The organism is Streptomyces sp. NPDC051822, from assembly GCF_044452745.1.
GTDB lineage: Bacteria > Actinomycetota > Actinomycetes > Streptomycetales > Streptomycetaceae > Streptomyces.
Genome location: NZ_JBITBZ010000005.1, coordinates 253829 through 276639, shown reverse-complemented (window position 1 = coordinate 276639; position 22811 = coordinate 253829). Strand labels below are relative to the sequence as shown.

At 72.7% G+C, this 22811-nt stretch carries 21 protein-coding genes and 1 tRNA gene; 4 read left to right on the top strand and 18 right to left on the bottom strand.

Going from position 1 to position 22811, the window contains the following annotated elements:
• Positions 1-6: 6 nt before the first annotated feature.
• The 16 genes from ACIA8N_RS18670 to ACIA8N_RS18595 all read right to left on the bottom strand — a co-directional run bounded on the left by ACIA8N_RS18670 (position 7) and on the right by ACIA8N_RS18595 (position 18055).
• The gene (locus ACIA8N_RS18670; RefSeq protein ID WP_365776740.1) at positions 7-1494 is read right to left on the bottom strand and encodes an FAD-dependent monooxygenase; all 1488 of its coding nucleotides are present in this window, start codon (positions 1492-1494) and stop codon (positions 7-9) included.
• A 74-nt stretch (positions 1495-1568) separates the two neighbouring features.
• Positions 1569-3143 (bottom strand): acyl-CoA carboxylase subunit beta, encoded by a 1575-nt coding sequence (locus tag ACIA8N_RS18665; protein WP_365776738.1) that lies wholly within the window; start codon positions 3141-3143, stop codon positions 1569-1571.
• Positions 3140-4108, bottom strand: a complete 969-nt coding sequence (locus ACIA8N_RS18660; RefSeq protein WP_365776736.1) for an alpha/beta fold hydrolase — start codon at positions 4106-4108, stop codon at positions 3140-3142. The genes ACIA8N_RS18665 and ACIA8N_RS18660 overlap by 4 nt, the downstream gene beginning before the upstream one ends.
• A 376-nt stretch (positions 4109-4484) precedes the next feature.
• Complete coding sequence (locus ACIA8N_RS18655) at positions 4485-6281, bottom strand: biotin carboxylase N-terminal domain-containing protein (RefSeq protein ID WP_365776734.1); 1797 nt, start codon at positions 6279-6281, stop codon at positions 4485-4487.
• Between the two features lie 107 nt (positions 6282-6388).
• Positions 6389-6613 carry an acyl-CoA carboxylase subunit epsilon gene (locus tag ACIA8N_RS18650; RefSeq protein ID WP_365776732.1) on the bottom strand — a complete coding sequence of 75 codons (225 nt, stop codon included), beginning with the start codon at positions 6611-6613 and terminating at the stop codon, positions 6389-6391.
• 186 nt (positions 6614-6799) lie between these two features.
• Complete coding sequence (locus ACIA8N_RS18645; protein WP_365776730.1) at positions 6800-7444, bottom strand: 4'-phosphopantetheinyl transferase superfamily protein; 645 nt, start codon at positions 7442-7444, stop codon at positions 6800-6802.
• A 55-nt stretch (positions 7445-7499) separates the two neighbouring features.
• Entirely contained in the window at positions 7500-8756 is a 1257-nt protein-coding gene (locus ACIA8N_RS18640) for a ketosynthase chain-length factor (RefSeq protein WP_365776728.1), read from the bottom strand.
• A complete protein-coding gene (locus ACIA8N_RS18635) occupies positions 8753-10060 on the bottom strand; it encodes a beta-ketoacyl-[acyl-carrier-protein] synthase family protein (protein ID WP_365776726.1) in 1308 nt (435 codons plus the stop codon). The genes ACIA8N_RS18640 and ACIA8N_RS18635 overlap by 4 nt, the downstream gene beginning before the upstream one ends.
• Positions 10061-10102: 42 nt before the next feature.
• Positions 10103-10843 carry a 3-oxoacyl-ACP reductase FabG gene (gene fabG / locus ACIA8N_RS18630; protein ID WP_030205090.1) on the bottom strand — a complete coding sequence of 247 codons (741 nt, stop codon included), beginning with the start codon at positions 10841-10843 and terminating at the stop codon, positions 10103-10105.
• 113 nt (positions 10844-10956) lie between these two features.
• Entirely contained in the window at positions 10957-12531 is a 1575-nt protein-coding gene (locus ACIA8N_RS18625) for an MDR family MFS transporter (RefSeq protein WP_365776724.1), read from the bottom strand.
• A gap of 2 nt (positions 12532-12533) precedes the next feature.
• Positions 12534-13853, bottom strand: coding sequence for a beta-ketoacyl-[acyl-carrier-protein] synthase family protein (locus ACIA8N_RS18620; RefSeq protein WP_365776722.1), 1320 nt, complete (start codon positions 13851-13853; stop codon positions 12534-12536).
• On the bottom strand, positions 13846-14646 hold the full coding sequence (locus ACIA8N_RS18615) for a hypothetical protein (RefSeq protein ID WP_365776720.1): 801 nt from the start codon (positions 14644-14646) through the stop codon (positions 13846-13848). The genes ACIA8N_RS18620 and ACIA8N_RS18615 overlap by 8 nt, the downstream gene beginning before the upstream one ends.
• On the bottom strand, positions 14643-15596 hold the full coding sequence (locus tag ACIA8N_RS18610) for a 3-oxoacyl-[acyl-carrier-protein] synthase III C-terminal domain-containing protein (protein WP_365776719.1): 954 nt from the start codon (positions 15594-15596) through the stop codon (positions 14643-14645). Before ACIA8N_RS18610 ends, ACIA8N_RS18615 begins: the two co-directional genes overlap by 4 nt.
• Positions 15597-15717: 121 nt before the next feature.
• Complete coding sequence (locus tag ACIA8N_RS18605) at positions 15718-16803, bottom strand: beta-ketoacyl synthase N-terminal-like domain-containing protein (RefSeq protein ID WP_365776717.1); 1086 nt, start codon at positions 16801-16803, stop codon at positions 15718-15720.
• Positions 16800-17048 (bottom strand): acyl carrier protein, encoded by a 249-nt coding sequence (locus tag ACIA8N_RS18600; RefSeq protein WP_030205071.1) that lies wholly within the window; start codon positions 17046-17048, stop codon positions 16800-16802. The genes ACIA8N_RS18605 and ACIA8N_RS18600 overlap by 4 nt, the downstream gene beginning before the upstream one ends.
• A gap of 227 nt (positions 17049-17275) precedes the next feature.
• Positions 17276-18055, bottom strand: coding sequence for a response regulator transcription factor (locus ACIA8N_RS18595; RefSeq protein ID WP_365776715.1), 780 nt, complete (start codon positions 18053-18055; stop codon positions 17276-17278).
• A 398-nt stretch (positions 18056-18453) separates the two neighbouring features.
• Between ACIA8N_RS18595 and ACIA8N_RS18590 the strand changes: the two genes are divergently transcribed.
• Together ACIA8N_RS18590 and soxR are read left to right on the top strand one after the other, a co-directional pair.
• A complete protein-coding gene (locus ACIA8N_RS18590; RefSeq protein WP_365776713.1) occupies positions 18454-19389 on the top strand; it encodes a hypothetical protein in 936 nt (311 codons plus the stop codon).
• The gene (soxR, locus tag ACIA8N_RS18585) at positions 19386-19916 is read left to right on the top strand and encodes a redox-sensitive transcriptional activator SoxR (RefSeq protein WP_399416677.1); all 531 of its coding nucleotides are present in this window, start codon (positions 19386-19388) and stop codon (positions 19914-19916) included. Before ACIA8N_RS18590 ends, soxR begins: the two co-directional genes overlap by 4 nt.
• Before the next feature lie 4 nt (positions 19917-19920).
• Here the strand turns inward: soxR and ACIA8N_RS18580 are convergent, their stop codons facing one another.
• Both ACIA8N_RS18580 and ACIA8N_RS18575 read right to left on the bottom strand, forming a co-directional pair.
• Positions 19921-20529, bottom strand: a complete 609-nt coding sequence (locus tag ACIA8N_RS18580) for an NAD(P)H-dependent oxidoreductase (protein ID WP_365777617.1) — start codon at positions 20527-20529, stop codon at positions 19921-19923.
• Positions 20530-20668: 139 nt separating this feature from the next.
• Positions 20669-20741, bottom strand: a tRNA-Ala gene (locus tag ACIA8N_RS18575).
• Between the two features lie 129 nt (positions 20742-20870).
• Here ACIA8N_RS18575 and ACIA8N_RS18570 point away from each other — a divergent pair.
• Both ACIA8N_RS18570 and ACIA8N_RS18565 read left to right on the top strand, forming a co-directional pair.
• A complete protein-coding gene (locus ACIA8N_RS18570; RefSeq protein WP_365776711.1) occupies positions 20871-21419 on the top strand; it encodes a DNA-binding protein in 549 nt (182 codons plus the stop codon).
• A 61-nt stretch (positions 21420-21480) separates the two neighbouring features.
• Positions 21481-22761, top strand: coding sequence for a serine/threonine-protein kinase (locus ACIA8N_RS18565; protein WP_365776709.1), 1281 nt, complete (start codon positions 21481-21483; stop codon positions 22759-22761).
• Positions 22762-22811 lie beyond the last annotated feature (50 nt).

Sequence of the window (22811 nt, the reverse complement as noted above, 5' to 3'; positions counted from 1 at the left end):
CGTCTCCTATCGGTCCGACTCGTGCCGGGACGGTCCGAACCACCGGCCGAGCGCCATGGGAAGGTCGTGATGGCTGCCGGGCGCGACCCAGGCCACGTGCCCGTCGGGCCGCACCAGGACGGCCGAGACGCCGGCGAGCGGGCCGGCCGGGTCGACGCCGTGCGGCGCGGCGGTGACCAGGTCGACCCGGTCGGTCCAGCCGTCGGCGCGGCGCCGCAGCTCGGCGTTGTCCTCCAGGTCGAGGAGGATGCCGCGGCCGGCGTGCAGCAGCGCGGTGCTGCTGGTCTTGGCGGTGTCCGACACCAGCTCCAGGTGCGGCATGCGCAGGCCGAGGAGCGGGTTGGTGCCGGTCCCGACGTCGTAACGGATCTCCAGGCCGCTCACCATGCCGGAGAGGTGCCGGGCGACCTCCTCGTGCGTGAGGAGTTCGCCGATCACGTCGCGCAGCGGCTGGATCTCGGGGCCGCCGAGGAACAGCAGACCCTGCGCCCTGGTGTTCATCATCAGCCGCTGCCCGACCGGGTGGCGCTCGTCGTGGTACGTGTCGAGCAGCGCCTCGGGGGCGGTGCCGCGGACGACGGCGGCGAGCTTCCAGCCGAGGTTGACGGCGTCCTGGATGCCGGTGTTCATGCCCTGACCACCGGCCGGCAGGTGGATGTGCGCGGCGTCGCCGGCGAGCAGTACCCGGCCGCGGCGGTACTCGGTGACCAGCCGGGTGGCGTCGCCGAAGGCGCTGACCCAGACGGGCTCCGCGTGTGAGATGTCGATGCCGGTGAGGCGCTCCCAGGCGGCGGCGACCTGCGCGTACGGCGGCGGGGCGTCGCGCCGCTGGGGCGGGGTGCCGCGCTCGCAGACGATGATGCGGTTCACGCCGTCGCCGAGCGGGCCGACCATGACCATGCCGCCGGGGTACGTCTTGCCGATCAGCTGGGGTTCGAGGTCCACGCCTCGGATGTCGGCGAGGTACATCTCCAGGGTGGCGGCGGTGCCGGGGAACTCGGACCCGATGGCCTTGCGGACGAGGCTCCGGCCGCCGTCGCAGCCGACCAGCCAGCGTGCGGTGAGCGTCTGCCGCTCGCCCTCCGGATCGCGTACGTCGATCTCGACGCCGTCGCCGGTGTCGCGCAGCGCGAGCAGTTCGGTGCCGCGGCGCAGGTCGACGCCGAGATCCGTGGCCCATTCCTCCAGGACCGCCTCGGTGACGTGCTGCGGGACGGACTTCGCGGCCTGGTGGTTGCTGCCGAGGATGCCGAAGTCCATCGGGAGGCCGCCGAAGTGGCCGGCGTTGCTCGTCACCATGTCGCCGAAGCGGGGCAGCAGGCCGCGCTGGTCGAAGACCTCCATGGTGCGGATGGTGAAGCCCAGGCCGCGGGACTCGCCCGTGGGCTCGGCGAGGCGCTCGACGACGATGACGTCGACGCCGGCGAGCCGCAGTTCCGCGGCGAGCGCGAGACCGGTCGGACCGGCGCCTGCGACGATCACGGAAGCATCCATGTACCTCTCCTTCAAAGGGACTTGCCGACGTGCCACGGGTCCGGCGGATCTGGTGGTCCGGTGGGTCCGGTGGATCACTGCGGCGGGTTGCCGTGCTTGCGGTGGGGAAGTTCCGCGTGCTTCGCGGCGAGCATGGTGACCGCCCTGCAGAGCACGGCCCGGGTCTCGCGCGGGTCGACGACGTCGTCGACGAGGCCGCGTTCCGCCGCGTAGTACGGGTGGACCAGTTCCCGGCGGTACTCGTCGATCTTCTGCGCGCGGACCGCGTCGGGGTCGTCGGCGGCGGCGATCTCGCGCCGGAAGACGACGTTGGCGGCGCCCTCGGCGCCCATGACGGCGATCTCGTTGAGGGGCCAGGCGAGGGCGATGTCGGCGCCGATGGAACGCGAGTCCATGACGATGTAGGCGCCGCCGTACGCCTTGCGCATCACGACGGAGATGCGGGGCACGGTCGCGTTGCAGTAGGCGTAGAGCAGCTTGGCGCCGCGCCGGATGATGCCCTCGTGTTCCTGGTCGACGCCGGGCAGGAAGCCGGGCACGTCCACCAGGGTGACGAGGGGGATGTTGAACGCGTCGCAGAACTGGACGAAGCGGGCACCCTTCTCGCTCGCCCGGATGTCGAGGACACCCGCGAAGGCCGCGGGCTGGTTCGCGACGAAGCCGACGACGTGCCCGTCGAGGCGGCCGAGCGCGCAGACCAGGTTCGGCGCCCAGTCGGCGTGCACCTCCATGAACTCGCCGTCGTCCGCGAGCTCCTCGACGACGCCGCGGACGTCGTACGAGCGGTTGGCGTCGGCGGGTACGAGGGAGAGCAGGCGGTCGTTCGCGCGGTCAGCCGGGTCGCCGCTCTGGACGACGGGCGGCAGGTCGCGGTTGTTGGACGGCAGCATCGACAGCAGGTAGCGGACGTCGGCGAGGCAGGACTCCTCGTCGTCGTGGACGAAGTGGGCCACACCCGAGACGCCGCCGTGGACGTCGGCGCCGCCGAGACCGTTCTGGGTGATCTCCTCACCCGTGACCGCCTTGACGACGTCCGGTCCCGTGATGAACATCTGCGAGGTCTCGCGGACCATGAACACGAAGTCGGTCAGGGCCGGCGAGTAGGCGGCGCCGCCGGCGCACGGGCCGAGCATCACGCTGATCTGCGGGATGACGCCGGACGCCTTGGTGTTCCGCTGGAAGATCCCGCCGTATCCGGCGAGCGCGGAGACGCCCTCCTGGATACGGGCGCCCGCGCCGTCGTTGAGGGACACCAGCGGCGCCCCGGCCGCGATGGCCATGTCCATGATCTTGTGGATCTTGGCGGCGTGCGCCTCGCCGAGGGCGCCGCCGAAGATCCGGAAGTCGTGCGCGTAGACGAAGACCGTACGGCCGTCGACCTCGCCCCAGCCGGTCACCACCCCGTCCGTGTAAGGACGGTTGGACTCCAGACCGAAGCCGGTCGCCCGGTGCCGCCGCAGCGGTTCGATCTCGCAGAAGCTGCCCTTGTCGAGCAGCAGCTCGATCCGCTCGCGCGCGGTCAGCTTGCCCTTGGCGTGCTGGCGTGCGGTCGCCTCGGGGTTGGGGCCCTCGTCGGCCAGCGTCTTGAGCCGCTGGAGTTCGTCGAGCCGGGCCCCGGTCTCGGCGTCGGGGGGAACGGCTGCCGTCATGGCATGTCCCTTCCTGTTCGCTGGGTGGGTGAAGGCGGGTCGGCGGGTCGTGTTCGCCCGGGGGACGAAGGCGGGTCGGTGGGTCGCAGGCAGTCCTCGGCGAAGGCCAGGGCCCGCAGGTGGTAGGCGCGGGCCGCCCAGCCGAGGCTGATGTTGTGGCCGGCCTGCGGCTGGCGCTCGACGAGCACGCGCGGCGCGGCCGTGAACGCCGACGCCAGCTCGGCCAGCTCGGAATCGTCCTGCCTCCACCACGCCTCGTGGGCGGCGAACGTCAGGCGTACCGGTACGCGGACGCGCTCCGCCACGCCGGGAAACAGGTCCGCCCAGGCACCGGCGTCGCCCCGCTCGCGCTCCGGCACCGGCCCGACCAGCGTCTGGCTGGAACGGAACGTGTCCGGCGGATAGCAGCGCAGGGGGCCCCAGTGCCGGGCGGTCCTGCGCAGCGAACCCTCCGGCGGGACCGGGTCGACGGCCAGGCGCCGGCCGCAGCCCGAGACGTCCACACCGAGCAGCGGCACGCCGGAGGCCGTGCCACCGCCCGCCAGGCCGTCGGCGGCGGCCGTGAGGGCGAGCATCCCGCCGTACGAATGCCCCAGCAGGAACATCCCGGCGCCGGTCTCGTGGGTCGCCGCGAACTCCGCGAGGGCGGCGCGCAGCAGGGCGGACTGCTCCTGGCGGTCGCAGCCCCGGGGCAGTACGGGAGCGGAGTCGCCGTAGCCGGGGCGGTCGACGGCGAGCACGGCATAGCCGAGGCGCGCGCCGAGTCCGAGGAGCGAGGCGTCCGGGTGCGCGGAGCCGTCGAAGTAGCCGCCGCTCATCCCGGCGCCGTGCAACGCCACCACGGTGGCGCGGGGCGGGACGTCGTCGGGGAGCGCGAGCAGCGCGGACAGCGGGACGCCCGCCCCGTCGAGGACGGTGCGACGGGCGGCCGTCCGGGGGAGCCGGTTCGGCAGGGTGGCCGTCATGGTCGGTGGGGGCCTCTCGGGGTCGGACGGATGGCGGCGGGCGCCGCGCGCGTCAGCCGGGCGGCCCGGGGCCCGGGCCGGGGGCACGGCCGGTGGGTCACGGGGGCCGTGAGGACCGCGAGGGCCATGTGGGTCACGGTCCCGAGGTGGGTTTCTGGCCCCACGTGGGTCACTGGCGCCATGTGGGCCACTGGCCCCACGTCGGTCACTGGCTCCGTGTGGGCCACTGGCCCCGCCTCGGTCACTGGCGCCATGTGGGCCACTGGCCCCGCCTCGGTCACTGGCGCCATGTGGGCCACTGGCCCCGCGTCGGTCACTGACCCCACCTCGGTCACTGGCTCCGTGTGGGCCACTGACCCCGCGTGGGTCACGCCGGTCACTGCGCGCTCTTGATCTCGCACACGGGCGCACCGGAGGTGAGCGCGCCGCCGACCTGCGCCGAGAGCCCGGTGACGGTGCCGGACTTGTGGGCGTTGAGGGGCTGTTCCATCTTCATGGCCTCCAGGACGACGATGAGATCGCCCTCCTCGACCGTCTGCCCCTCCTCGACCGCGACCTTCACGACCGTGCCCTGCATCGGTGAGGCGAGGGTGTCGCCGGAGGCGGCAGGACCGGACTTCTTCGCCGCACGGCGCTTCGGCTTGGCCCCCGCGGCCAGGCCCGTTCGGGCCAGCGCCATGCCGAGCGAGGACGGCAGGGAGATCTCCAGGCGCTTCGCCCCGACCTCGACGACGACCGTCTCGCGGCCCCGCTCCTCGTCGTCCTCGCCGTCGCCGGGGACCGTGAAGGGCGGGATGCCGTTCGCGAACTCGGTCTCGATCCACCGGGTGTGGACCGTGAACGGACTTTCGTCACCGCCGAGTTCCGGCGCGAACGCCGGGTCGGCGACCACCGCGCGGTGGAACGGTACGGCCGTCGCCATGCCCCCGACCTCGAACTCCGCCAGGGCGCGGGCGGCCCGCTGGAGGGCCTGCTCGCGGGTGGCTCCGGTGACGATCAGCTTGGCGAGGAGCGAGTCCCACGCCGGGCCGATGACCGAGCCGGCCTCGACACCGGCGTCGACGCGGACGCCGGGGCCGGTCGGCGGCTGGAAGACGGTGACGGTGCCGGGGGCGGGCAGGAAGCCCCGGCCCGGGTCCTCGCCGTTGATGCGGAACTCGAAGGAGTGGCCGCGTACCACCGGGTCGCCGTCCTGGAAGTGCGGCGAGGCGCCCAGCTCCTCGCCGTCGGCGATGCGGAACATCTCACGGACCAGGTCGATGCCGGTGACCTCCTCGGTGACCGGGTGCTCCACCTGGAGACGGGTGTTGACCTCCAGGAAGGAGATCGTGCCGTCGGCGCCGACGAGGAACTCGCAGGTGCCCGCGCCGACGTAACCGGCCTCCTTCAGGATCGCCTTGGAGGCGTCGTACAGGTGCTTGACCTGCACGTCCGTCAGGAACGGCGCCGGAGCCTCCTCGACCAGCTTCTGGTGGCGGCGCTGGAGGGAGCAGTCGCGGGTGGAGACGACGACGACGTTGCCGTGGCTGTCGGCCAGGCACTGCGTCTCGACGTGCCGGGGCTTGTCGAGGTAGCGCTCGACGAAGCACTCGCCGCGCCCGAAGGCCGCGACGGCCTCGCGCACGGCGGAGTCGTACAGCTCGGGGATCTCCTCCATCGTCCGGGCGACCTTCAGTCCGCGCCCGCCGCCGCCGAAGGCCGCCTTGATCGCGATCGGCAGACCGTGCTCCGCGGCGAAGGCGACGACCTCGTCGGCCCCGGAGACCGGGTCGGGGGTGCCGGCCACGAGCGGGGCACCGGCGCGCTGGGCGATGTGCCGGGCGGCGACCTTGTCGCCGAGGTCCCGGATGGCCTGCGGCGGCGGGCCGATCCAGGTGAGACCGGCGTCGATCACGGCCTGCGCGAACTCGGCGTTCTCGGAGAGGAACCCGTAGCCCGGGTGGACCGCGTCCGCCCCCGACTCCCGCGCGGCCCCGAGCACCTTGGCCATGTCGAGGTAGCTGGTCGCGGGGGTGTCACCGCCCAGGGCGAACGCCTCGTCGGCCATCCGGACGTGCAGGGCGTCCCGGTCGGGCTCCGCGTAGACGGCGACGCTCGCGATCCCGGCGTCCCGGCAGGCACGGGCGACACGAACAGCGATTTCGCCACGGTTGGCGATGAGCACCTTGCGCACGACGGCTCTCCCTTTCGGCGGGTGTGGGACGGGACGGTCTCGGCCCTTGCTTCGCGGGGGCGGCCGGGGGATCTCCCCACCGCCCTCCGGTTCGTGGTGCGCGACGCTCAGCGCTGTCGCTGCCGCTGCCAGCTCCGCGGCCCGCCGAAGCCGCGGGACCTTTCGAGCCGGGCCCAGCGGGCCCCGGCCTCGTCAAGGCCGCGCGAACCGTCCGGGTCCGCGGGGCCCGCCTGGGTACGGGTGAGGAGGACGGCGACGAGGGCGGCGGCCTCGTCCTCGTCGAGGCTGCCGCGTTCGACGCGGATCAGGTGGGGGAGGGTTCCGGCGTTCATCAGCTGCTCCTTCGGTCGATGGCGGGCCCGGGCCGTTCGATGACGGCCACGGGCCGGTCGATGGCGGCCACGGGCCGTTCGATGACGGGCACGGGATTCGGGCCGTTCGACGACGGACCCGCCGTTCCACGACGGACCCGGGTCGTCGGCTCGTACGCTCCGGGGCGCGTGACGGGGAAGGCCCCCTCACGCCGCAGCCGGGAGGGCCGCCCCCGGCAGGTCGGCGAGGGCCACCGCGGCGGCGTGCCCCGGGGCGCACGGAACGTCGAGGACCGCCCAGCCGGCGGGGCGGCCGGGCCTTCCGGGCCCGCCGTCGCCCAGGTAGTCGGCGTCCAGGGCCCGCCGGAGGCCGGTGCCCAGGCCCTTGAGGTACGCCTCCTTGCGCGCCCAGAGCCGGGCGAAGCCCTCCGCCCGGTCGGCGGGCGGCCGGGCGGCGAGTTCCGCCCGCTCGGCCGGGTGCAGACGGCGACCGCACAGTTCCGCCGTCGTCACTCCGGGCACGAGCTGGACGTCCACGCCGACCGGCCGCCCGGCGATACCCACCAGGGCCAGGCCACCGCTGTGCGAGAGGGAGAAGTGCACAGCGGCCTGCCCGGCCACCACCGGCCGCCCGCCCGCCTCGCGGCGCAGCGGCACGTCCTCGGGAAGGACGCCGAGGCGCTCTCCCAGGAGGTGGCGCAGGGCCGCATGGACGGAGACGTACAGCGCGGCCTGCGCCGGACGGCGGAACGCGGCGGCGCGCCGGCGTTCCGCCGCGTCCAGGACGGCGACCTCCGCCGCGCCGGGCGGCTCACCGGTCCTGACCAGCCACAGCTCCACGTCTTCCCGCACGGGGAACGGCAGCCGTACGGCGCCTGGCTCACGTGCGAGAAGGGGAAGCCGGTCGTCAGTCCGCACGGGTGACGACGAGGGCGGAGTTGAAGCCGCCGTAGCCGCGCGCCAGGACGAGCACGGTGCGCAGCGACGTCTCGCGGGGCCGCCCGGTGACGAGGTCCAGGCCGTGGCCGGGGTCCGCCTCCACGTGCACGGTCGGCGGGATCACCTGGTCCCGGAGGGAGAGCAGGGCGGTGGCCACGTCGAGCGGCCCCGCGCCGGAGTTGAGCCGGCCTGTCATGGTCTTGGGCGCCGTGACGGGCACCCCTCGTACGCCGAAGAGGTCGCGCAGGGCGGCCGCCTCCGTCTCGTCGAGTTCGGGAACCGCGGCGGCGTCCGCGAAGACGACGTCGACGTCCGCCGCGGTGACGCCCGCGTCGGCGAGCGCGAGGTCGATCGCGCGGCGGAGCCCCGGTTCGCGGCCGCTGCCAGGGCGCGGGTCGAAGGTGGTGCCGTAACCGGCGATCCGCCCGTAGGTGCGGGCGCCGCGGGCCGCCGCGCTCGCGGCGTCCTCGACGATGAGGAGCGCCCCGCCCTCGCCGACGACGTGCCCTGCGGCGTCCGGGTGGAACGGCCGGTAGGCGGTGGCCGGGTCGGGGTCGGTGCTGAGCCGGCCGCTGGTGAGCAGGGCGGCCCAGCCCCACGGGCAGATCGAGGAGTCGACGCCGCCGGAGACGACGAGCGGCGTGCCGTTGCGGATCAGCCGCCGGGCCTGGGCGAGGACGTCGAGGCCGCCCGCCTGGTCGGCGACGAGGACGCCGCTGGGGCCGCGCATGCCGTGCCGGATGGAGATCTGGCCGGTGTTGACGGCGTAGAACCAGGCGAAGGACTGGTAGGCGCTGACGTACTTGCTGCCCTGGCTCCACAGGGCCTTCAGCTCGTTCTGGCCGAAGGCGAAGCCGCCGGCCGAGCTGGCCGTGACGACGCCCATGCCGAACGAGTCCGTCTCGCCCGGTTCCACCTGGGCGTCGGCGAGGGCCCAGTCGGCCGCGACGAGCGCCATCCGGGTCATGTGGTCCGTCTGCGGAAGCAGCCGGCTGGGCAGGTGCTCGGTGGCTTCGAAGTCGCTCACCTCGCCGGCGAGGCGCGCCGGGTAGGAGGCCGGGTCGAACCGCTCGATGGGGCCGATGCCGCTCCGGCCTTCGAGGGTGGCCGCCCAGAAGGCCTCGGTGCCGAGGCCGTTGGGGGCGACGATGCCGAGGCCCGTCACGACGGCGCTCGCGCGCGCGGCGGTCGTCGTCTCGGCGGGCAGGGTGACGGCGGTGGTCATCGCGGGCTCCTCTCCGGCCGGCTGAGCACGATGGCGCTCTGGAAGCCGCCGAAGCCGCTGCCGACGCTGAGCACGCTGTCGAGTCGCCGTTCCCGGGCGGTCAGGGGGACGTAGTCGAGGTCGCACTCGGGGTCCGGGGTGTGCAGGTTGGCCGTCGGCGGTACGACGCCGTACTCCATGGCCAGCGCGCACGCCGCGATCTCGATGGAGCCGATGGCGCCGAGCGAGTGACCGACCATCGACTTGATGGAGCTGACCGGCGTGCGGCGGGCGTGCTCGCCGAGGCTGAGCTTGAACGCCGCCGTCTCGTGCCGGTCGTTCTGCTTGGTGCCGGAGCCGTGGGCGTTGACGTAGTCGATCGCCTCGGGGGCGAGGCGGGCCTCGTCGAGGGCGATCCGGATGGCCTCCGCCATCTCCAGTCCGTCCGGCCGCAGTCCGGTCATGTGGAAGGCGTTGCAGCGGGAGCCGAACCCGGCTATCTCCGCGTAGATGTGGGCGCCCCGCCGCCGGGCGGACTCCAGCTCCTCCAGGACGAACACGGCCGAACCCTCGCCGAGGACGAAGCCGTTGCGGGTCCCGTCGAAGGGCCGGGAGGCGTGCGCCGGGTCGTCGTGGCGGGGCGTGGTGGCCTTGATCGCGTCGAAGCAGGCCATGGTGATGGGCGAGATCGGCGCGTCGGTGGCGCCGGCGATCATCACGTCGGCGCTGCCCTCGCGGATCAGCTCGGTGGCGTGGCCGACGGCGTCGAGGCCGGAGGTGCAGCCGGTGGAGACGACGGTGGCGGGTCCCTCCGCGCCGGTGGCCCAGGCGACCTCGACGGCGAACGAGCTGGGCACCAGGTGGTTGTACAGGTGGGGCACCGCGTACTCGTGGTCGACGAGCTCCAGGCGCCCGTCGTCGCTGACGACCCGGTACTCCTGGTCGAGGCCCATGGTGGCGCCGACGGCGCTGCCGAGGCAGACACCGGTGCGGTACGGGTCGCCCTCGGCCATGTCGAGGCCGCTGTCGGCGAGCGCCTCCCGGGCGGCCACCACCGCGAACTGCGCGGCGCGGTCCATGCGGCGGATCTCCTGGGGCCGCAGACCGTGGTCCGCGGGGTCGAAGTCGATCTCGGCGGCGACCCGCGAGCGGAACGGCGAGGGGTCGAAGAAGGTGATGCCGCGGGTGGCGGTACGGCCCTCGCTGAGGAGGCTCCAGAAGTTCTTGGCACCGATGCCACCGGGAGCGAGGACGCCGATGCCGGTGATGACGACGCGCCGCTTCATCGTGTCCGGCTGCGTCGAGGGTCGGGGTGTGCTGTGCATGATCGGGGTCTCCTAGGGGAATCGCGGGCCGGGGCGCGCGGCTCAGATCGAGAGTCCTCCGTCGACCGTGAGGACGGTGCCGGTGACGTACTCCGCGGTCAGGAGGTAGGCGACGGCGTCGGCGACCTCCTCCGCGCGGCCGAATCGGCTCAGGGAAATGCCTTTCCGCGCCTTCTCCCGGTGGTTTTCGGAAAGCCCGGACACCATGTCGGTGTCGATGAATCCGGGGGCCACCGCATTCGCGCGGATCCCGTACCTGCCGACCTCTTTGGAGAGGGCCTTGGTGAATCCGATGATTCCGGCCTTGGTGGCGGAGTAATTGGTCTGCGTCGCGTTCCCGTACAGACCCGCGACGGAGGAGAGGTTCACGACGCAGCCGGATTTCCGCTTCATCATGCCGAAGACGGCCGCCCGGGTGACGTGGAAGGTGCCGGTCAGGTTGACGTCGACGACGTCCCGCCAGTCACCGTCCTCCATCATGACGAGCGGCGTGTCGCGGACGATGCCGGCCGAGTTGACGACGACCTCGATCGGCCCGAGTTCCGCCTCGGTCCGCTGCACCCAGGCCTTGACCTGCGCGGCGTCGGTGACGTCGACCTGGCTCGCCACGACCGTGGCGCCCAGCTCGGCGGCCTCCTTCTCCAGGCTCCGCGCGGCCTCGGACGGAGTCTGGTGACAGAAGGCGACCTGGTGGCCGTCGCGGGCCAGCCGCAGCACCACGGCGCGTCCTATGCCCCGCGATCCGCCGCTGACGAGCGCGGTCCTCCGGTTTTCCTGAGCCATGTGGATACTCCCTGAAAAAGGCCTCGGCCGCGGCGGACACACACCACCGGAGCCTGGTGAAATCATTCTTCGGAATGCCGGTTAAGTTCAATGCGCTACCGGCTAAGTTTGCGCTAAATGCTTTCCGCCACGACGGGATCGACCCCCGCCTTCCGGTCCGTTCCCTCTCCGGGTACGGGCACCCGTGGCCGCAGCAGCCACGCCGCGGCGCAGCCGATCGCGGCCAGGACGCCGGCGCCGATCACCAGGCCGTGCAGTCCGTCCACCGCCGCCTCGCGGAAGGCCGCGAGGGACGCGGCGGGCAGCTGCCGCAGCGCCTCGGGGTCGAGATGCTGGCTGGACGCCGCGAGGGCGCGGGCCTCCGCGGCGCCGAGCCGCTCCGTCAGGGTGGACTCGGACACGGCGGTGTAGACGGAGCCGAGCAGGGCGACGCCCAGCGAACCGCCCACGGCCCGGAAGAGGTTGAGCAGCCCGCTGGCGACGCCGATGTCGCGCTCCTCGGTGCTGCCGAAGGTGATGACGAGGGTGATCTGGAGCACCAGGCCGATGCCGAAGCCGGCCACCACGCAGACGGACGCGGCGAGGCCCGCCGAGGTGCCGGTGTCCAGGAAGGTCAGCAGGGCGAGCCCTGCGGTCGCCGTGGCGGAGCCGGCGAGCGCCGGCAGGCGGATCCGTCCGCTGCTCAGCACGAGCCGGGCGGCGAGGAGCTGCGCGGTGATCATGCCGCCCATGAAGGGCAGGAGCAGGAGGCCGCTGATCGTGGGCGACACGCCCTGCACGGTCTGCAGGTAGAGGGGGAGGTGGACCATGACGGCGAGCTGGCCTGCGGCGAGCAGCAGACCGAGGACCTGCGCCAGGTTGAAGTCCCGCGAGCGGAACAGCCGGGGCGGCAGCATCGGTTCGGCCGCGTGGCGCTCGACCCGGACGAGGACCGCCAGGGCCGACGCCGCGACGACGGCCAGGCCGATGATCTGCCAGGAGCCCCAGGCGTACCGCGTACCCGCCCATCCGGCGAGCAGGGTCACGGCGACGACCGCGACCGTGAGCAGGGCGGCGCCGATGTAGTCGATACGCGCCTTGGCGCCCCGCGCGACGGCGGGGACGCCGAGGGCGGTGGCGGCGAGCGCGACGGCGCCGACGGGCACGTTCAGGTAGAACGCCCAGCGCCAGTCGGCGTGTTCGGTGAGCACGCCGCCGAGCAGCGGTCCTCCGACGAGCGCGACGGGGATGACGGCGCCGATCACGGACTGCACCTTGATCCGCCCGGCGGGATCGCGGACGAGGTCCCCGACGAGGCCGAAGGCGCCGACGAACAGACCGCCGGCGCCGAGCCCCTGGAGGGTGCGGAAGCCCACGAGCTGCGTCATGTTCTGGGCGAGGCCGGCCGCCATCGAGCCGACGAGGAAGATGCCGATGGCGGCCATGAAGGTACGGCGACGACCGTAGAGGTCGCCGAACTTGCCCCAGAGCGGGGTGGTGACCGCGGTGGCGAGGCCGTAGGCAGTGACGACCCACGGCAGGAGGCTGAGGCCCCCGAGTTCGCCGACCATGGTGGGCAGAGCGGTGCCGACGATCACCTGGTCGAGGACGGCGAGCGTGATGCCGAGCACGAGCGCGAGCACCCCGAACCCGACCCGGCCGCCCCTCTCGGGGGTCTCCTCCGGCATGACGCTGTTCTCGCTTTCCACGATCAGGAACGGACGGCGTCGACAGCGACGTCGGCGGAGTCGATGTCCACACCCGAGTCCGCGTCCGAGTCCGAGTCGGCCGGATAGTGACCGAGCACGACGATCGCGTTGTTGCCCGCGAACGCGAGCCCGTTGTTCTGCACCACACGAAGCCGCGCCGGGACCGACTCGTTCGGCACGCAGTCGATCTCGCACTCGGGATCCGTCTCCCGGTGGTTGATCGTCGGCGGGATGAACCCCTCCGTGAGCGCCACCGAGCAGGCCACCGCCGCCAGCGCACTCGCCGCGCCCATCGTGTGACCGAGCATCGACTTGAGCGAGACGGTGCGGGGCGGGGCGCTGTCGTACACGTCCCGGATGGCCCGCGACTCGGTCACGTCGTTCGTCCGCGTTCCGGTGCCGTGCGCCGAGATGAGGTCGACGTCCTGCGGGGCCACGCCCGCGTCGTCGAGCGCCAGTTGCATACAGCGGGCGATGCTCGACTGGTTGGGCTGCACCGGGTGGTGGGCGTCGCAGGTCAGCCCGTATCCGAGCACCTCGGCGTGGATCCGCGCGCCGCGCGCGAGGGCCGAGTCGAGGCGCTCCAGGACGAGGACACCGGCGCCCTCGCCGGTCAGGATGCCCTGCCGGTCCTTGTCGAACGGCCGGCAGAAGTCCGGTGCGATGGTGCCGAGCCGGTAGAAGGCCGAGAAGGACTTCTGGCACATGGCGTCGGCGCCGCCGCACAGGGCGATGTCCGCGTCGCCGACCCGCAGGGCGTCGAGCCCCATGCCGATCGCGTAGTTGCCGGCCGAGCACGCGGTGGCCAGGGTGACGGCCTCGCTGTCGGTCAGGCCGAACTCGGAGGCCACGGCGGCCGAGAGGCGGCCCGCGCCCACGCGCCGGGCGGTTTCCGGGTCCCAGGTCTCGGGCCCGGCGGCGACCCAGTCGGCGGCCAGCCGGTCAAGGTCCTGCGATTCGCCGTCCGTGGTGCCGACGGCGACCTGGACGCGCCGGGCGCGCAGCTCCTCGTCGGTGAGACCCGCGTCGGCGACGGCCATCCGCGCCGCCGCCACGGAGAACTGGGCGGTACGGCCCAGCTCGTCCTGCTTCCACCGGCGCAGCCACGGCGTGGGGTCGAAGTCCCGTATCTCGCAGCCGTTGGCGTGGTCGAAGCCGGTGGTGTCGAAGGCGGTGATCGGCGAGACGCCGTTCCGCCCGGACCGCAGTCCGTCGGTGAACTCCTCCACCCCCACGCCGATGCTGGAGAACACGCCGAGGCCGGTCACCACCACGCGGTCGTACGCGGGCCGCTGCCCGCCCGCCGCACTCACGTCATCCATGTCGAGCTTCCTCTTCCTCGGTGCTGCCCGCAGGCGGTTCGCTTTCGTCGTCCAGGTCACGCAGTACTGCGAGGTGGCCGGTGCCGGTGGCCGTGTCGACGGCGCACAGCGCGACCGTGGCGTACCGGCCCCGCCAGGACTCCGCCTCCTGGGCGAGGAGTCGCCACACGGCGGTGCAGGAGCTGTCCGCCGGTGCCGTACGGACGTCGGTGCGCTCGGCGGGGGCGGCTCCCGGGTCGGTGCCGGGCCCGAGGACGAGCAGCAGCCGGCCCTTTTCGGGTACGAGCTCCGCCCACGCCCCGGCGAGCCGGTCGACGGGCACTGCCACCGTGTCGGCCAGGGCGAGTCCCCCGCGCCCCTCGGGTCCACCAGATCCACCGGGCCCGTCGGATCCACCGGGTCCGTCGAGTCGGAGCAGGACACCGGACGCGGCACTCGCCCCGGCCGTGCCGCCGCTCTCCACGACGGCCACCAGGGGCGCGGTGCCCCGGCCGGTCCTGGCGTACGCGCCGGCCACCCGCAGCGCGATGAACGGACCACCGACGCCCTGGTCGGTCAGGGCGAAGCCGTGCGCGGCACCGCCGGTGCGGTGGTTGAGGTGCGAGGCCGTGGTCTTGTGGCCCTGGGGGTCGGCCACCGCGTAGACCAGGGCCACCAGGTCGGGGGCCGGTGCGTCCGGCTCCTCCGGTACGCGGGCGAGCAGCCGTTCCACGAGTTCCGTGTGCTGCGGCGGTGCCGCGTCGGCGGCGGGCGTCTCGACGTGCTCCACGGCGGAGCGCAGGCGCAGGCTCATCGGGCCACCGCCCCGTGCTCCGTCCCGGGGACGACGACCATCGCGGAGAAGGTCATCCCCACGCCGATGGCGACGAGCATGACCGGCCGGTCCGGTTCAAGGCGTTTCTCCTCGCGCAGGGTCGCGTAGTTGGCCAGGACGTCGGCGGCCAGGCAGTGGCTGTAGCGCGGGATGTTGTCGAGGAAGAAGCGCGCCCGCAGCTCGTCGTCCGGGACGGCGTCCTGCCAGAACACCAGGTTGGGGCTGGGCGGGACGAACCACTGGACGTCGTCGAGCGTGCAGCCGGCGCCCCGTACGGCCTCCTCCATCACTTCCGCGAGCACCCGGGGCCGCGCCTCGGCGGCGGCCCGGAAGGTCTCGGGGGTGGAGAGGACACCGTCGGAGAACTGCCCGAGGGTGCGGGTGGCGAAGGAACGGACGGGGACACCGGGCCCGTCGTTCGCCACGAGCGCGGCTGCGGTGCCGTCCGCCACGACGCAGGTGTTCATGATGAGCTGCGCCTCCTGGGTCAGCGGCTTGTCGCCGACGACGACGAGCGCGCGTGCGGCCGGATCCTGCTCGGCCTGGAGCAGCGTGCCCGCGATGTCGAGCGCGGACATCGACACGGCGCAGTTCTGCTGGGTGACCGCGAACGCGTTGGCGTGCTCCAGGCCGAGGCGACGGGCGACCTCCCGGAGGGTGTCGGGCGACAGCTGGTCGGCGCCGTGCAGGGCGTGGGCGAAGACCAGGTGGCGTACGGCGGCCGGCGAGGTGCCGGCGAGGGCCCGTTCGGCCGCCGGCACCAGCTGGTCGACGATGCCGAGGGAGGGCTCGTACCGCATGCGGTCGATTCCGAAGTGGCGGCGGAACATGTGCGTCTGCTCCGCGGTCAGACCGAGTTCGGCCGCGCGGTCCTCGACCGAGACCGTGCGTGCGGGGAAGTGGGACTCGATCGCTTCCAGGGTGATCATCGTGCAGACCTCTTTCGTTGCCGCGACGACCCGGAAACCGTCCTGGGGGTGTCCCTGTCGATCGGCTCGGGACCGCGCCCGGCGTGATCGGCGGGACACCCCCAGGGGGACCGGTGGTTTCTCAGTGGTGCCGCAGCAGTGCGGCGGCGACGGTGCCGGCCTCGTCGGTGGTGGTGACGAGGGAGAGACGGCCGGTGGACCGTTCGTCGGTCTCGGCACGGCTCAGTACGGCGGCCAGCTGGAACGCGGCGGAGGCCGCGTGGCCCTCGCCGACAAGAGGGGCGACCGGCATCTCGATGCCGCCGGCCGCGGCCAGCTCCTCCGCGACGGCCTGCTCCGCGTCGCCGCCGGGGCCCGCGGCGCCCGACGGGCTGACCGCCCAGACGTCGGTCGGCTTGGCTTCCGCGTCGCGCAGCACCTGCTCGACACAGCGCCGGACGACCGCGGCCCAGTTCCCGTCGCTGCACGTCATGGCCTTGACGCCGACGAGCGACGCGGGCGCGGGCGGGGCGTCCGCCGGGGCGGCGGCGAGCGCGAACATCGCGCAGCCCTCGCCGAGGAGCGGTTCGCCCGCGGCGGGGTCGGCGGTGTGCCGGGCCAGCCACGCTCGGGCGGTCGAGTACTCCTCGGCGGCGCCGCAGAGCACGACCCCGGCCCGGCCGGTGAGCAGCAGCCGCCGCGCGTAGCTCAGGGCGAGCACTCCGGCGGAACGCCCCGCGGCCAGGGTGGCGTTGGGGCCCTTCAGCTCGTGCCAGATGGCGACCTGTCCGGCGGCCCCGTTCATCACGCTGTACGGGATGAGGCCTGGTTCCACGTGAAACGGCCGCTCGCCGGAGAGGGAGCCACGGGTCAGGTCCAGGGTGCTCTGCACGCTGCCACCGGTGGTGCCCAGCACCATGCCGGTGGTCTCGGGCGTGAGCGCCGACCGGTCCATGTCGGCGAGCAGCTCGCCGACCGTGCCGACGGCCAGTCCGGTCACCCGGTTCATCATCCGGGTGCCCTTCTTGCCGAGCACCGCGCGGACGTCGAAGTCGGGGACCAGGCAGGCGCGACCGGCCGGAACCTGCCACTGCTCGTGGTCGAGGGCCGTCGCGGTGGCCCGGCCCTCGCGCAGCCCCTCGGCGAAGGCGGACCGGCCGATGCCGTACGGCGAGGTCGCCGACCAGCCGATGAGGTCCAGCCGGGGACGCCTTTTATCGCCGGTCATCGATTGGATTCCGAAACGACCTCGTACACGCCGGCCAGATTCACCATCCGCGCCATGTCGGCCTGCTCCAGGGTGACCTTCAGATTAAGTTCGAGTGAGGAGAGTATTTCAATCAGACGCATGGAGTCGGCGTCGTGCTCCTCCACAAAGAGACTCGTCTCCGTGATTTCATCCTCCTCCAGTTCGAGGATGTCACAGACGATCTTCTTGATCTGCTGCCTGTCGTCCGTCGTGATCGCAGCCATCTGTCGCCTCCGCTTGTCCGTCGACCCGTTCCCGGAATCAATTCACGGGACATTACGCAGTAGCTTCTTCGGCGGCCGCGCAAAGAACAAGCAGCTCTTTTCTATGTTTTCACTAGGTTCCGGCGACCAAGCGCTGAACGGCGCCGACGGAAGGCCCGGAAACGCGGACGGGCGAGGGTGCCGCCGTGTCACGGCGCCACCCTCGCCCACCTGCCATGAGACCCGGCTCAGACCCGGCTCAGACCCGGCTCGGCACTCTGCCCGGCCACCTGGCCAGCGACCTGCCCGGCGACCTGTCCGGCACCGGCGCCGACGCGGGCCGGCCGCGTCACGCTCAACCGGAAGCCGATGCCGCGGACCGTCTCGACCAGCGACGCGATGCCCAGTTTCCGCCGCAGCCCGACCATGTGCACACCGAGCGTCCTGGTGTCGCCGGCGCCGTCATGACCCCAGACCTCCCGCATGATGTCCTCCCGGGTGAAGACCCGTCCCGGGGCGGACGCGAGAAGCGCCAGGATGTCGAACTCCTTGCGGGTGAGCGCCACTTCACGCCCGTACACCGCGACGACCCGGCTGCGCAGACCGATCCGCACCGCACCCAGGTCGCTGACCTGTTCGCTCTGCGCGGCCACGCCCTTCCAGGGCTGCCAGGTGTCGCCGACCCGCCGGACGACCGCTTCCAGCCGGACCACCAACTCCCGCGTGGTGCACGGCCGGACGACGTAGTCGTCGACGCCGAGCTTGAAACAGAGCACGCGGTCGAATTCGTCGTCACGCACATCGGTGACGATGAGTGGCACCGAGGATGCGGAACGTATCGCCCGGCACACCTCGAAGCCTTCGGTTCCGGATAAGCTCAGATCGAACAGGACGGCGTCGACGTCCTGCGAGCGGGCGAGCACCGCGCCGAGCCCGTCCGCCTTCTCCACCCTGTGGCCGCCGCTCTCCAGATCCCTGGTCACCTCGACGGAGAATTCTCTGTCTCCCGCCACCACCAAAATCAGCATCTAGGCCCACTCTCGTCCAGATCCCTGCACTTGGAATGCACCGGAAACGGCATGACCCGTCGCCATGCCACAGGAAAAGGGGAGAGCACGGAAACACTTCGTTGTTTTTCCGCACAGAGCGCGCATGTGCGGGTTTGAAATGGATGCGCCACACAAGCCCCCGTTCGCTAGCACAATCGGAGTCTAGGCGAGTGCCCAATCAGCCATCAAGATGGCTGGTGTGAGCTGCATCACTCAGAGTATGTCAATCGGAATATTTCATACCGCTCCCCTGAACAGGACGTCGTCAAAGGAGCGCACCACGATATCGGACAGGTGCCGCACGGCCCTCATGGCTTAGTGAAAGCTTAGAACTGAGCGCATTGTCGGGGCCCGAGCGGGCTGCCTACCGTCGGACCATGGACACGCCTCACGTGGAACGGAAAGCGGCGGTACGGCTCTGCGGCGGAGCCGGGTGCGCGGCCCGCGAACCCCGCCCCGCCCTCGGAAGAAGCCGGCTGTGCCACGTCTGCGCACAGCGGCTGGCCGCCGACCTGGAGCGGCTCCCCGGCCTCTACGGCTCCTGCGAGTCGGTGCTCGAGAACAGCCGTGGCGGCGCCATGACGGCAGGCAGCCGCGGCACCGGCGGCCCGGCGCCCGGCATCCGCCTCAACATCCGCGCCACCGAGGTACGGGCGTCGATCCTCTCGGTGCTCGGCTCGTGGGGCGGCCTCGTGGCGCACGAGCGTCGGGTCGCGCCCCCGTCCCGCACGGTCCCGGCCCTCGCCGGCTTCCTCCGCCTGCACGTCACCTGGCTGGCGGCGCACGACACGGCGGCCGACGCGAGCGGCGAGCTGAGCCGGCTGGTCCACGCCGCCCGCCGGATCGTCGAACCGGAGCCGGTCCGCCGGCTCGAGGTCGGCACGTGCGCCGAACCCGACTGCTCCGGCAGCCTGGTGGCGCGGGTCCACACCGGCGGCGGCGCCGCCCTGTCGGACATCGTGTGCACCGCGACCCCCGCACACCGCTGGCCCGCGGCGGAGTGGACCCGCCTCGGCCGCCGCCTCGACGCCGAGAGCCGCCCGGAAGGCACGAGCACGGGCACGGAGACGAGCACGGGCCCCACGGACGGCACGGGCCGGCCCGTGCCCGCCCGCCACCCGCTGGGCGCCCGGCGGGCCTCGGAGTGGCTCAGCCCCGCCGAGGTGGCCCATCTGCGGGGCGTCCCCTCCGGCACCGTGTACAGGCTCGCCAGCGAACAGCGGTGGCGCCGCGAGAGGCGGGGCGGCCGGACCTACTACTGGGCCGAGGACGTGGAGCGGACGTTCCACGCCGTCGGCAGGGCGCCCCGGTGACCCCCACGGCAGGCACGGCCGCCACGGTGCGGACCGGCTCACCCGCGAGGCCCGCCCACCTCACGATCGGCGAACTCGCCGCCCGCAGCCGCGTACCGACCTCCACGCTCCGCTTCTACGAGCGCCGCGGCCTCATCACCAGCGAACGCACCCTGGGCAACCAGCGCCGCTACCCGCGGGACGTCCTGCGCCGGGTCACGTTCATCCGCATGTCCCAGCAGCTGGGCATCCCGCTGGCGGAGGTACGGGCCGTCCTCGGCCTCCTCCCGGAGGGCCGGACGCCGACGGCGGAGGACTGGGCACGGATCTCCCGGTGCTGGCGGAAGGACCTCGACGCCCGGCTGGGCCGCCTGACGGAGCTGCGGGACCGCCTTGAGGAGTGCATCGGCTGCGGCTGCATGTCCTTCAGCGGCTGCCTCCTGGCCAATCCCGACGGGGTCCGGCCCGGCCCGGCCGGGCCCGACCGGCCGGGGACCGACCGGGCCGATCCCGCCGGAGCCGACCCGGCCGACCCCGGCGGGGCCTGATCCGTCACACCGTGTACGGGCTGACGGCGCGCGCCTCGCTGAGCGCCACCGCCCACCACCGCAGCCGGTCGATCATCAGCTTGGCCGCGCTGCCACAGCTCTCCGCGTCGGTCGGCGCGCCGTCCGCGTCGAACTGCGACCAGGCGTTGTGGAAGCTGACGGTGTCCCGGACGGTGACCGCGTGGACCTCGGCGAAGACGGGGCGGAGCTGCTCGACGGCGCGCAGACCACCGGCCATCCCGCCGTAGGAGACGAAGCCGACGGGCTTGGCGTGCCACTCGACGTTGTGCCAGTCGATGAGGTTCTTCACCGAGGCAGGGAAGCTGTGGTTGTACTCGGGCGTGACGACGACGAAGGCGTCGGCCGCCGCGAGCCGTCCGCGCACCGCCTCGGCGGCCACGGCGGTGTCCCCGGCCGGCTGGGCACCGAACGCGGGGAAGGCCATCGGCAGCCCCACCTCGGCGAGGTCGATCGTGTCCACCTCCAGGTCGGCGTGCTCGCCCAGCTGGTCGACGAACCAGCGCGCGACGACCGGCCCGAACCGTCCCTCCCGGACACTGGCGATGACGACGGCGATACGCAGGCGCTTCTCGGGCACGGCTGTTTCCCCCATGAGGTCGGCGGTTCCGACGACTTCTCGACTGGGCAGCACGCTAGGAGTTGAACCAAGGTTCAGGTCAAGCCAGGTCTGGCCCCTGACACGAAAAATGCCCTCTGAACTGCGTTTTCGCAGTTCAGAGGGCATTCACCGGTGGAGCCTAGGGGAGTCGAACCCCTGACATCTGCCATGCAAAGACAGCGCTCTACCAACTGAGCTAAGGCCCCGGAACGAGGACAGCGTACCGGGTCACCCCCCATGTCCGGCAAAAGGATTGGGACTCCCGGTCAGCGACCACTCTCCGTAAGATGCTGATCGAGGTTCGCAGTGGCGAACCGCAGGGATGGGGAGAAGTGATGGACGCAGCGCAGCAGGAAGCCACGGCTAGAGCCAGAGAGCTTCAGCGCAGTTGGTACGGAGAGCCGCTGGGGGCGCTCTTCCGCCGGCTGATCGACGATCTCGGGCTCAATCAGGCCAGGCTCGCGGCCGTGCTCGGGCTGTCCGCGCCCATGCTGTCCCAGCTGATGAGCGGCCAGCGCGCCAAGATCGGCAACCCGGCCGTCGTCCAGCGCGTCCAAGCCCTCCAGGAGCTCGCCGTGCAGGTCGCCGACGGCACTGTCAGCGCCGCCGAGGCCACCGACCGCATGGACGAGGTCAAGAAGTCGCAGGGCGGCTCCGTCCTCACCAGCACGGTTAACACCAGCACCGGCTCCGGCGCTCCGACCGTCCGCCGGGTGGTCCGCGAGATCCAGTCGCTGCTGCGCTCCGTAGCGGCGGCGGGCGACATCATCGACGCGGCCGACTCCCTCGCCCCCGCCCACCCGGAACTGGCAGAGTTCCTCCGGGTGTACGGCGCCGGGCGCACCGCGGACGCGGTCGCGCACTACGAGTCGCACCAGAACTGACGCGGTCGGCGGCCGGCCGGCATCGCCGAGAGACGAATCGACGGGGAGCGGGCGCAGCACGATGGGTGAGGTCTTCGCCGGACGGTACGAGCTGGTCGATCCGATCGGGCGGGGCGGGGCGGGCGCGGTATGGCGTGCCTGGGACCACCGGCGCCGCCGCTACGTGGCGGCCAAGGTGCTGTTGCAGAGCGACGCGCACACCCTGCTCCGCTTCGTCCGCGAGCAGGCGCTGCGGATCGATCACCCGCACGTCCTGGCCCCGGCCAGCTGGGCCGCCGACGACGACAAGGTCCTGTTCACCATGGACCTGGTCGCCGGCGGCTCTCTCGCCCACGTCATCGGCGACTACGGCCCGCTGCCGCCCCGGTTCGTCTGCGTCCTGCTCGACCAGCTGCTCTCGGGCTTGTCCACGGTGCACGCCGAGGGGGTCGTGCACCGGGACATCAAGCCCGCGAACATCCTCATGGACGTCACCGGCACCGGACGGCCGCACCTGCGGCTGTCCGACTTCGGCATCTCCATGCGCAAGGGCGAGCCGCGCCTGACCGAGACCAACTACGTCGTGGGCACGCCCGGGTATTTCGCGCCCGAGCAGCTCCTCGGCGCCGAGCCCGACTTCACCGCCGACCTCTTCGCCGTCGGCCTGGTCGCGCTCTACCTCCTCCAGGGCCGCAGGCCGGACTCCCAGGCCCTCGTCGAGCACTTCCGCGCGTACGGCACTCCGAGCGCCCCCGAGGGCATCCCGGAGCCCCTGTGGCAGGTCATCGCCGGACTGCTCCAGCCCGACCCGCAGGCCCGCTTCCGGACGGCCACGGGCGCGCGCAAGGCGCTGACCGCCGCCGTCGAGATGCTCCCCGAACCGAGCGCCGACGAGCAGCCGGTCGAGATCTTCGACCAGCTCGGCCCCCTCCCGCCGGGCTTCGGCCCCCAGGGCCCCACGGGCCCCTCCGACGCGGTGGCCCCCGGTGCCGCTCAGGCCGCCCAGGGCCGGCCCCCGGCCGCCGTACCGTCGACGCCACCCACGCCGCCCGCACCGCCCCGGCAACAGCCCCCACAGCCGCAGTACCAGGCCAAGCACGGCCCCTCGGAGACGGGCAGCTTCCATCTGCCCCCACCGGTCACCCACCCGACCCCCTCCTTCGAACAGACCCCCACCGCGGGAGTTCCGTACGGACAAGCCCCCACTTATCCATACACCGCTCACCCCGATCAGGTTCCCGGGCAGCCCACCCCACCCGCCCCGGTACGCCGACCGGGACCGCCCCCGAAGGTGACGATCCCGGTCCTCCTGCTCGCCCTTGCGTGCTTCGCGGTCGGCTTCTGGGCCCTCGGCCAGACCTGAGCCCCGCGCGAGCGATCCGCCCGCGGCCCCGCGAAAGGCCCCTACGCCGC

Bases quoted from the DNA above. Each gene is read 5' to 3' on its own strand.
- ACIA8N_RS18670 (WP_365776740.1), bottom strand. From the start codon at position 1,494: ATGGATGCTTCCGTGATCGTCGCAGGCGCCGGTCCGACCGGTCTCGCG.
- ACIA8N_RS18665 (WP_365776738.1), bottom strand. From the start codon at position 3,143: ATGACGGCAGCCGTTCCCCCCGACGCCGAGACCGGGGCCCGGCTCGAC.
- ACIA8N_RS18660 (WP_365776736.1), bottom strand. From the start codon at position 4,108: ATGACGGCCACCCTGCCGAACCGGCTCCCCCGGACGGCCGCCCGTCGC.
- ACIA8N_RS18650 (WP_365776732.1), bottom strand. From the start codon at position 6,613: ATGAACGCCGGAACCCTCCCCCACCTGATCCGCGTCGAACGCGGCAGC.
- ACIA8N_RS18640 (WP_365776728.1), bottom strand. From the start codon at position 8,756: ATGACCACCGCCGTCACCCTGCCCGCCGAGACGACGACCGCCGCGCGC.
- ACIA8N_RS18635 (WP_365776726.1), bottom strand. From the start codon at position 10,060: ATGCACAGCACACCCCGACCCTCGACGCAGCCGGACACGATGAAGCGG.
- fabG (WP_030205090.1), bottom strand. From the start codon at position 10,843: ATGGCTCAGGAAAACCGGAGGACCGCGCTCGTCAGCGGCGGATCGCGG.
- ACIA8N_RS18620 (WP_365776722.1), bottom strand. From the start codon at position 13,853: ATGGATGACGTGAGTGCGGCGGGCGGGCAGCGGCCCGCGTACGACCGC.
- ACIA8N_RS18615 (WP_365776720.1), bottom strand. From the start codon at position 14,646: ATGAGCCTGCGCCTGCGCTCCGCCGTGGAGCACGTCGAGACGCCCGCC.
- ACIA8N_RS18610 (WP_365776719.1), bottom strand. From the start codon at position 15,596: ATGATCACCCTGGAAGCGATCGAGTCCCACTTCCCCGCACGCACGGTC.
- ACIA8N_RS18605 (WP_365776717.1), bottom strand. From the start codon at position 16,803: ATGACCGGCGATAAAAGGCGTCCCCGGCTGGACCTCATCGGCTGGTCG.
- ACIA8N_RS18600 (WP_030205071.1), bottom strand. From the start codon at position 17,048: ATGGCTGCGATCACGACGGACGACAGGCAGCAGATCAAGAAGATCGTC.
- ACIA8N_RS18595 (WP_365776715.1), bottom strand. From the start codon at position 18,055: ATGCTGATTTTGGTGGTGGCGGGAGACAGAGAATTCTCCGTCGAGGTG.
- ACIA8N_RS18590 (WP_365776713.1), top strand. From the start codon at position 18,454: ATGGACACGCCTCACGTGGAACGGAAAGCGGCGGTACGGCTCTGCGGC.
- ACIA8N_RS18580 (WP_365777617.1), bottom strand. From the start codon at position 20,529: ATGGGGGAAACAGCCGTGCCCGAGAAGCGCCTGCGTATCGCCGTCGTC.
- ACIA8N_RS18570 (WP_365776711.1), top strand. From the start codon at position 20,871: ATGGACGCAGCGCAGCAGGAAGCCACGGCTAGAGCCAGAGAGCTTCAG.
- ACIA8N_RS18565 (WP_365776709.1), top strand. From the start codon at position 21,481: ATGGGTGAGGTCTTCGCCGGACGGTACGAGCTGGTCGATCCGATCGGG.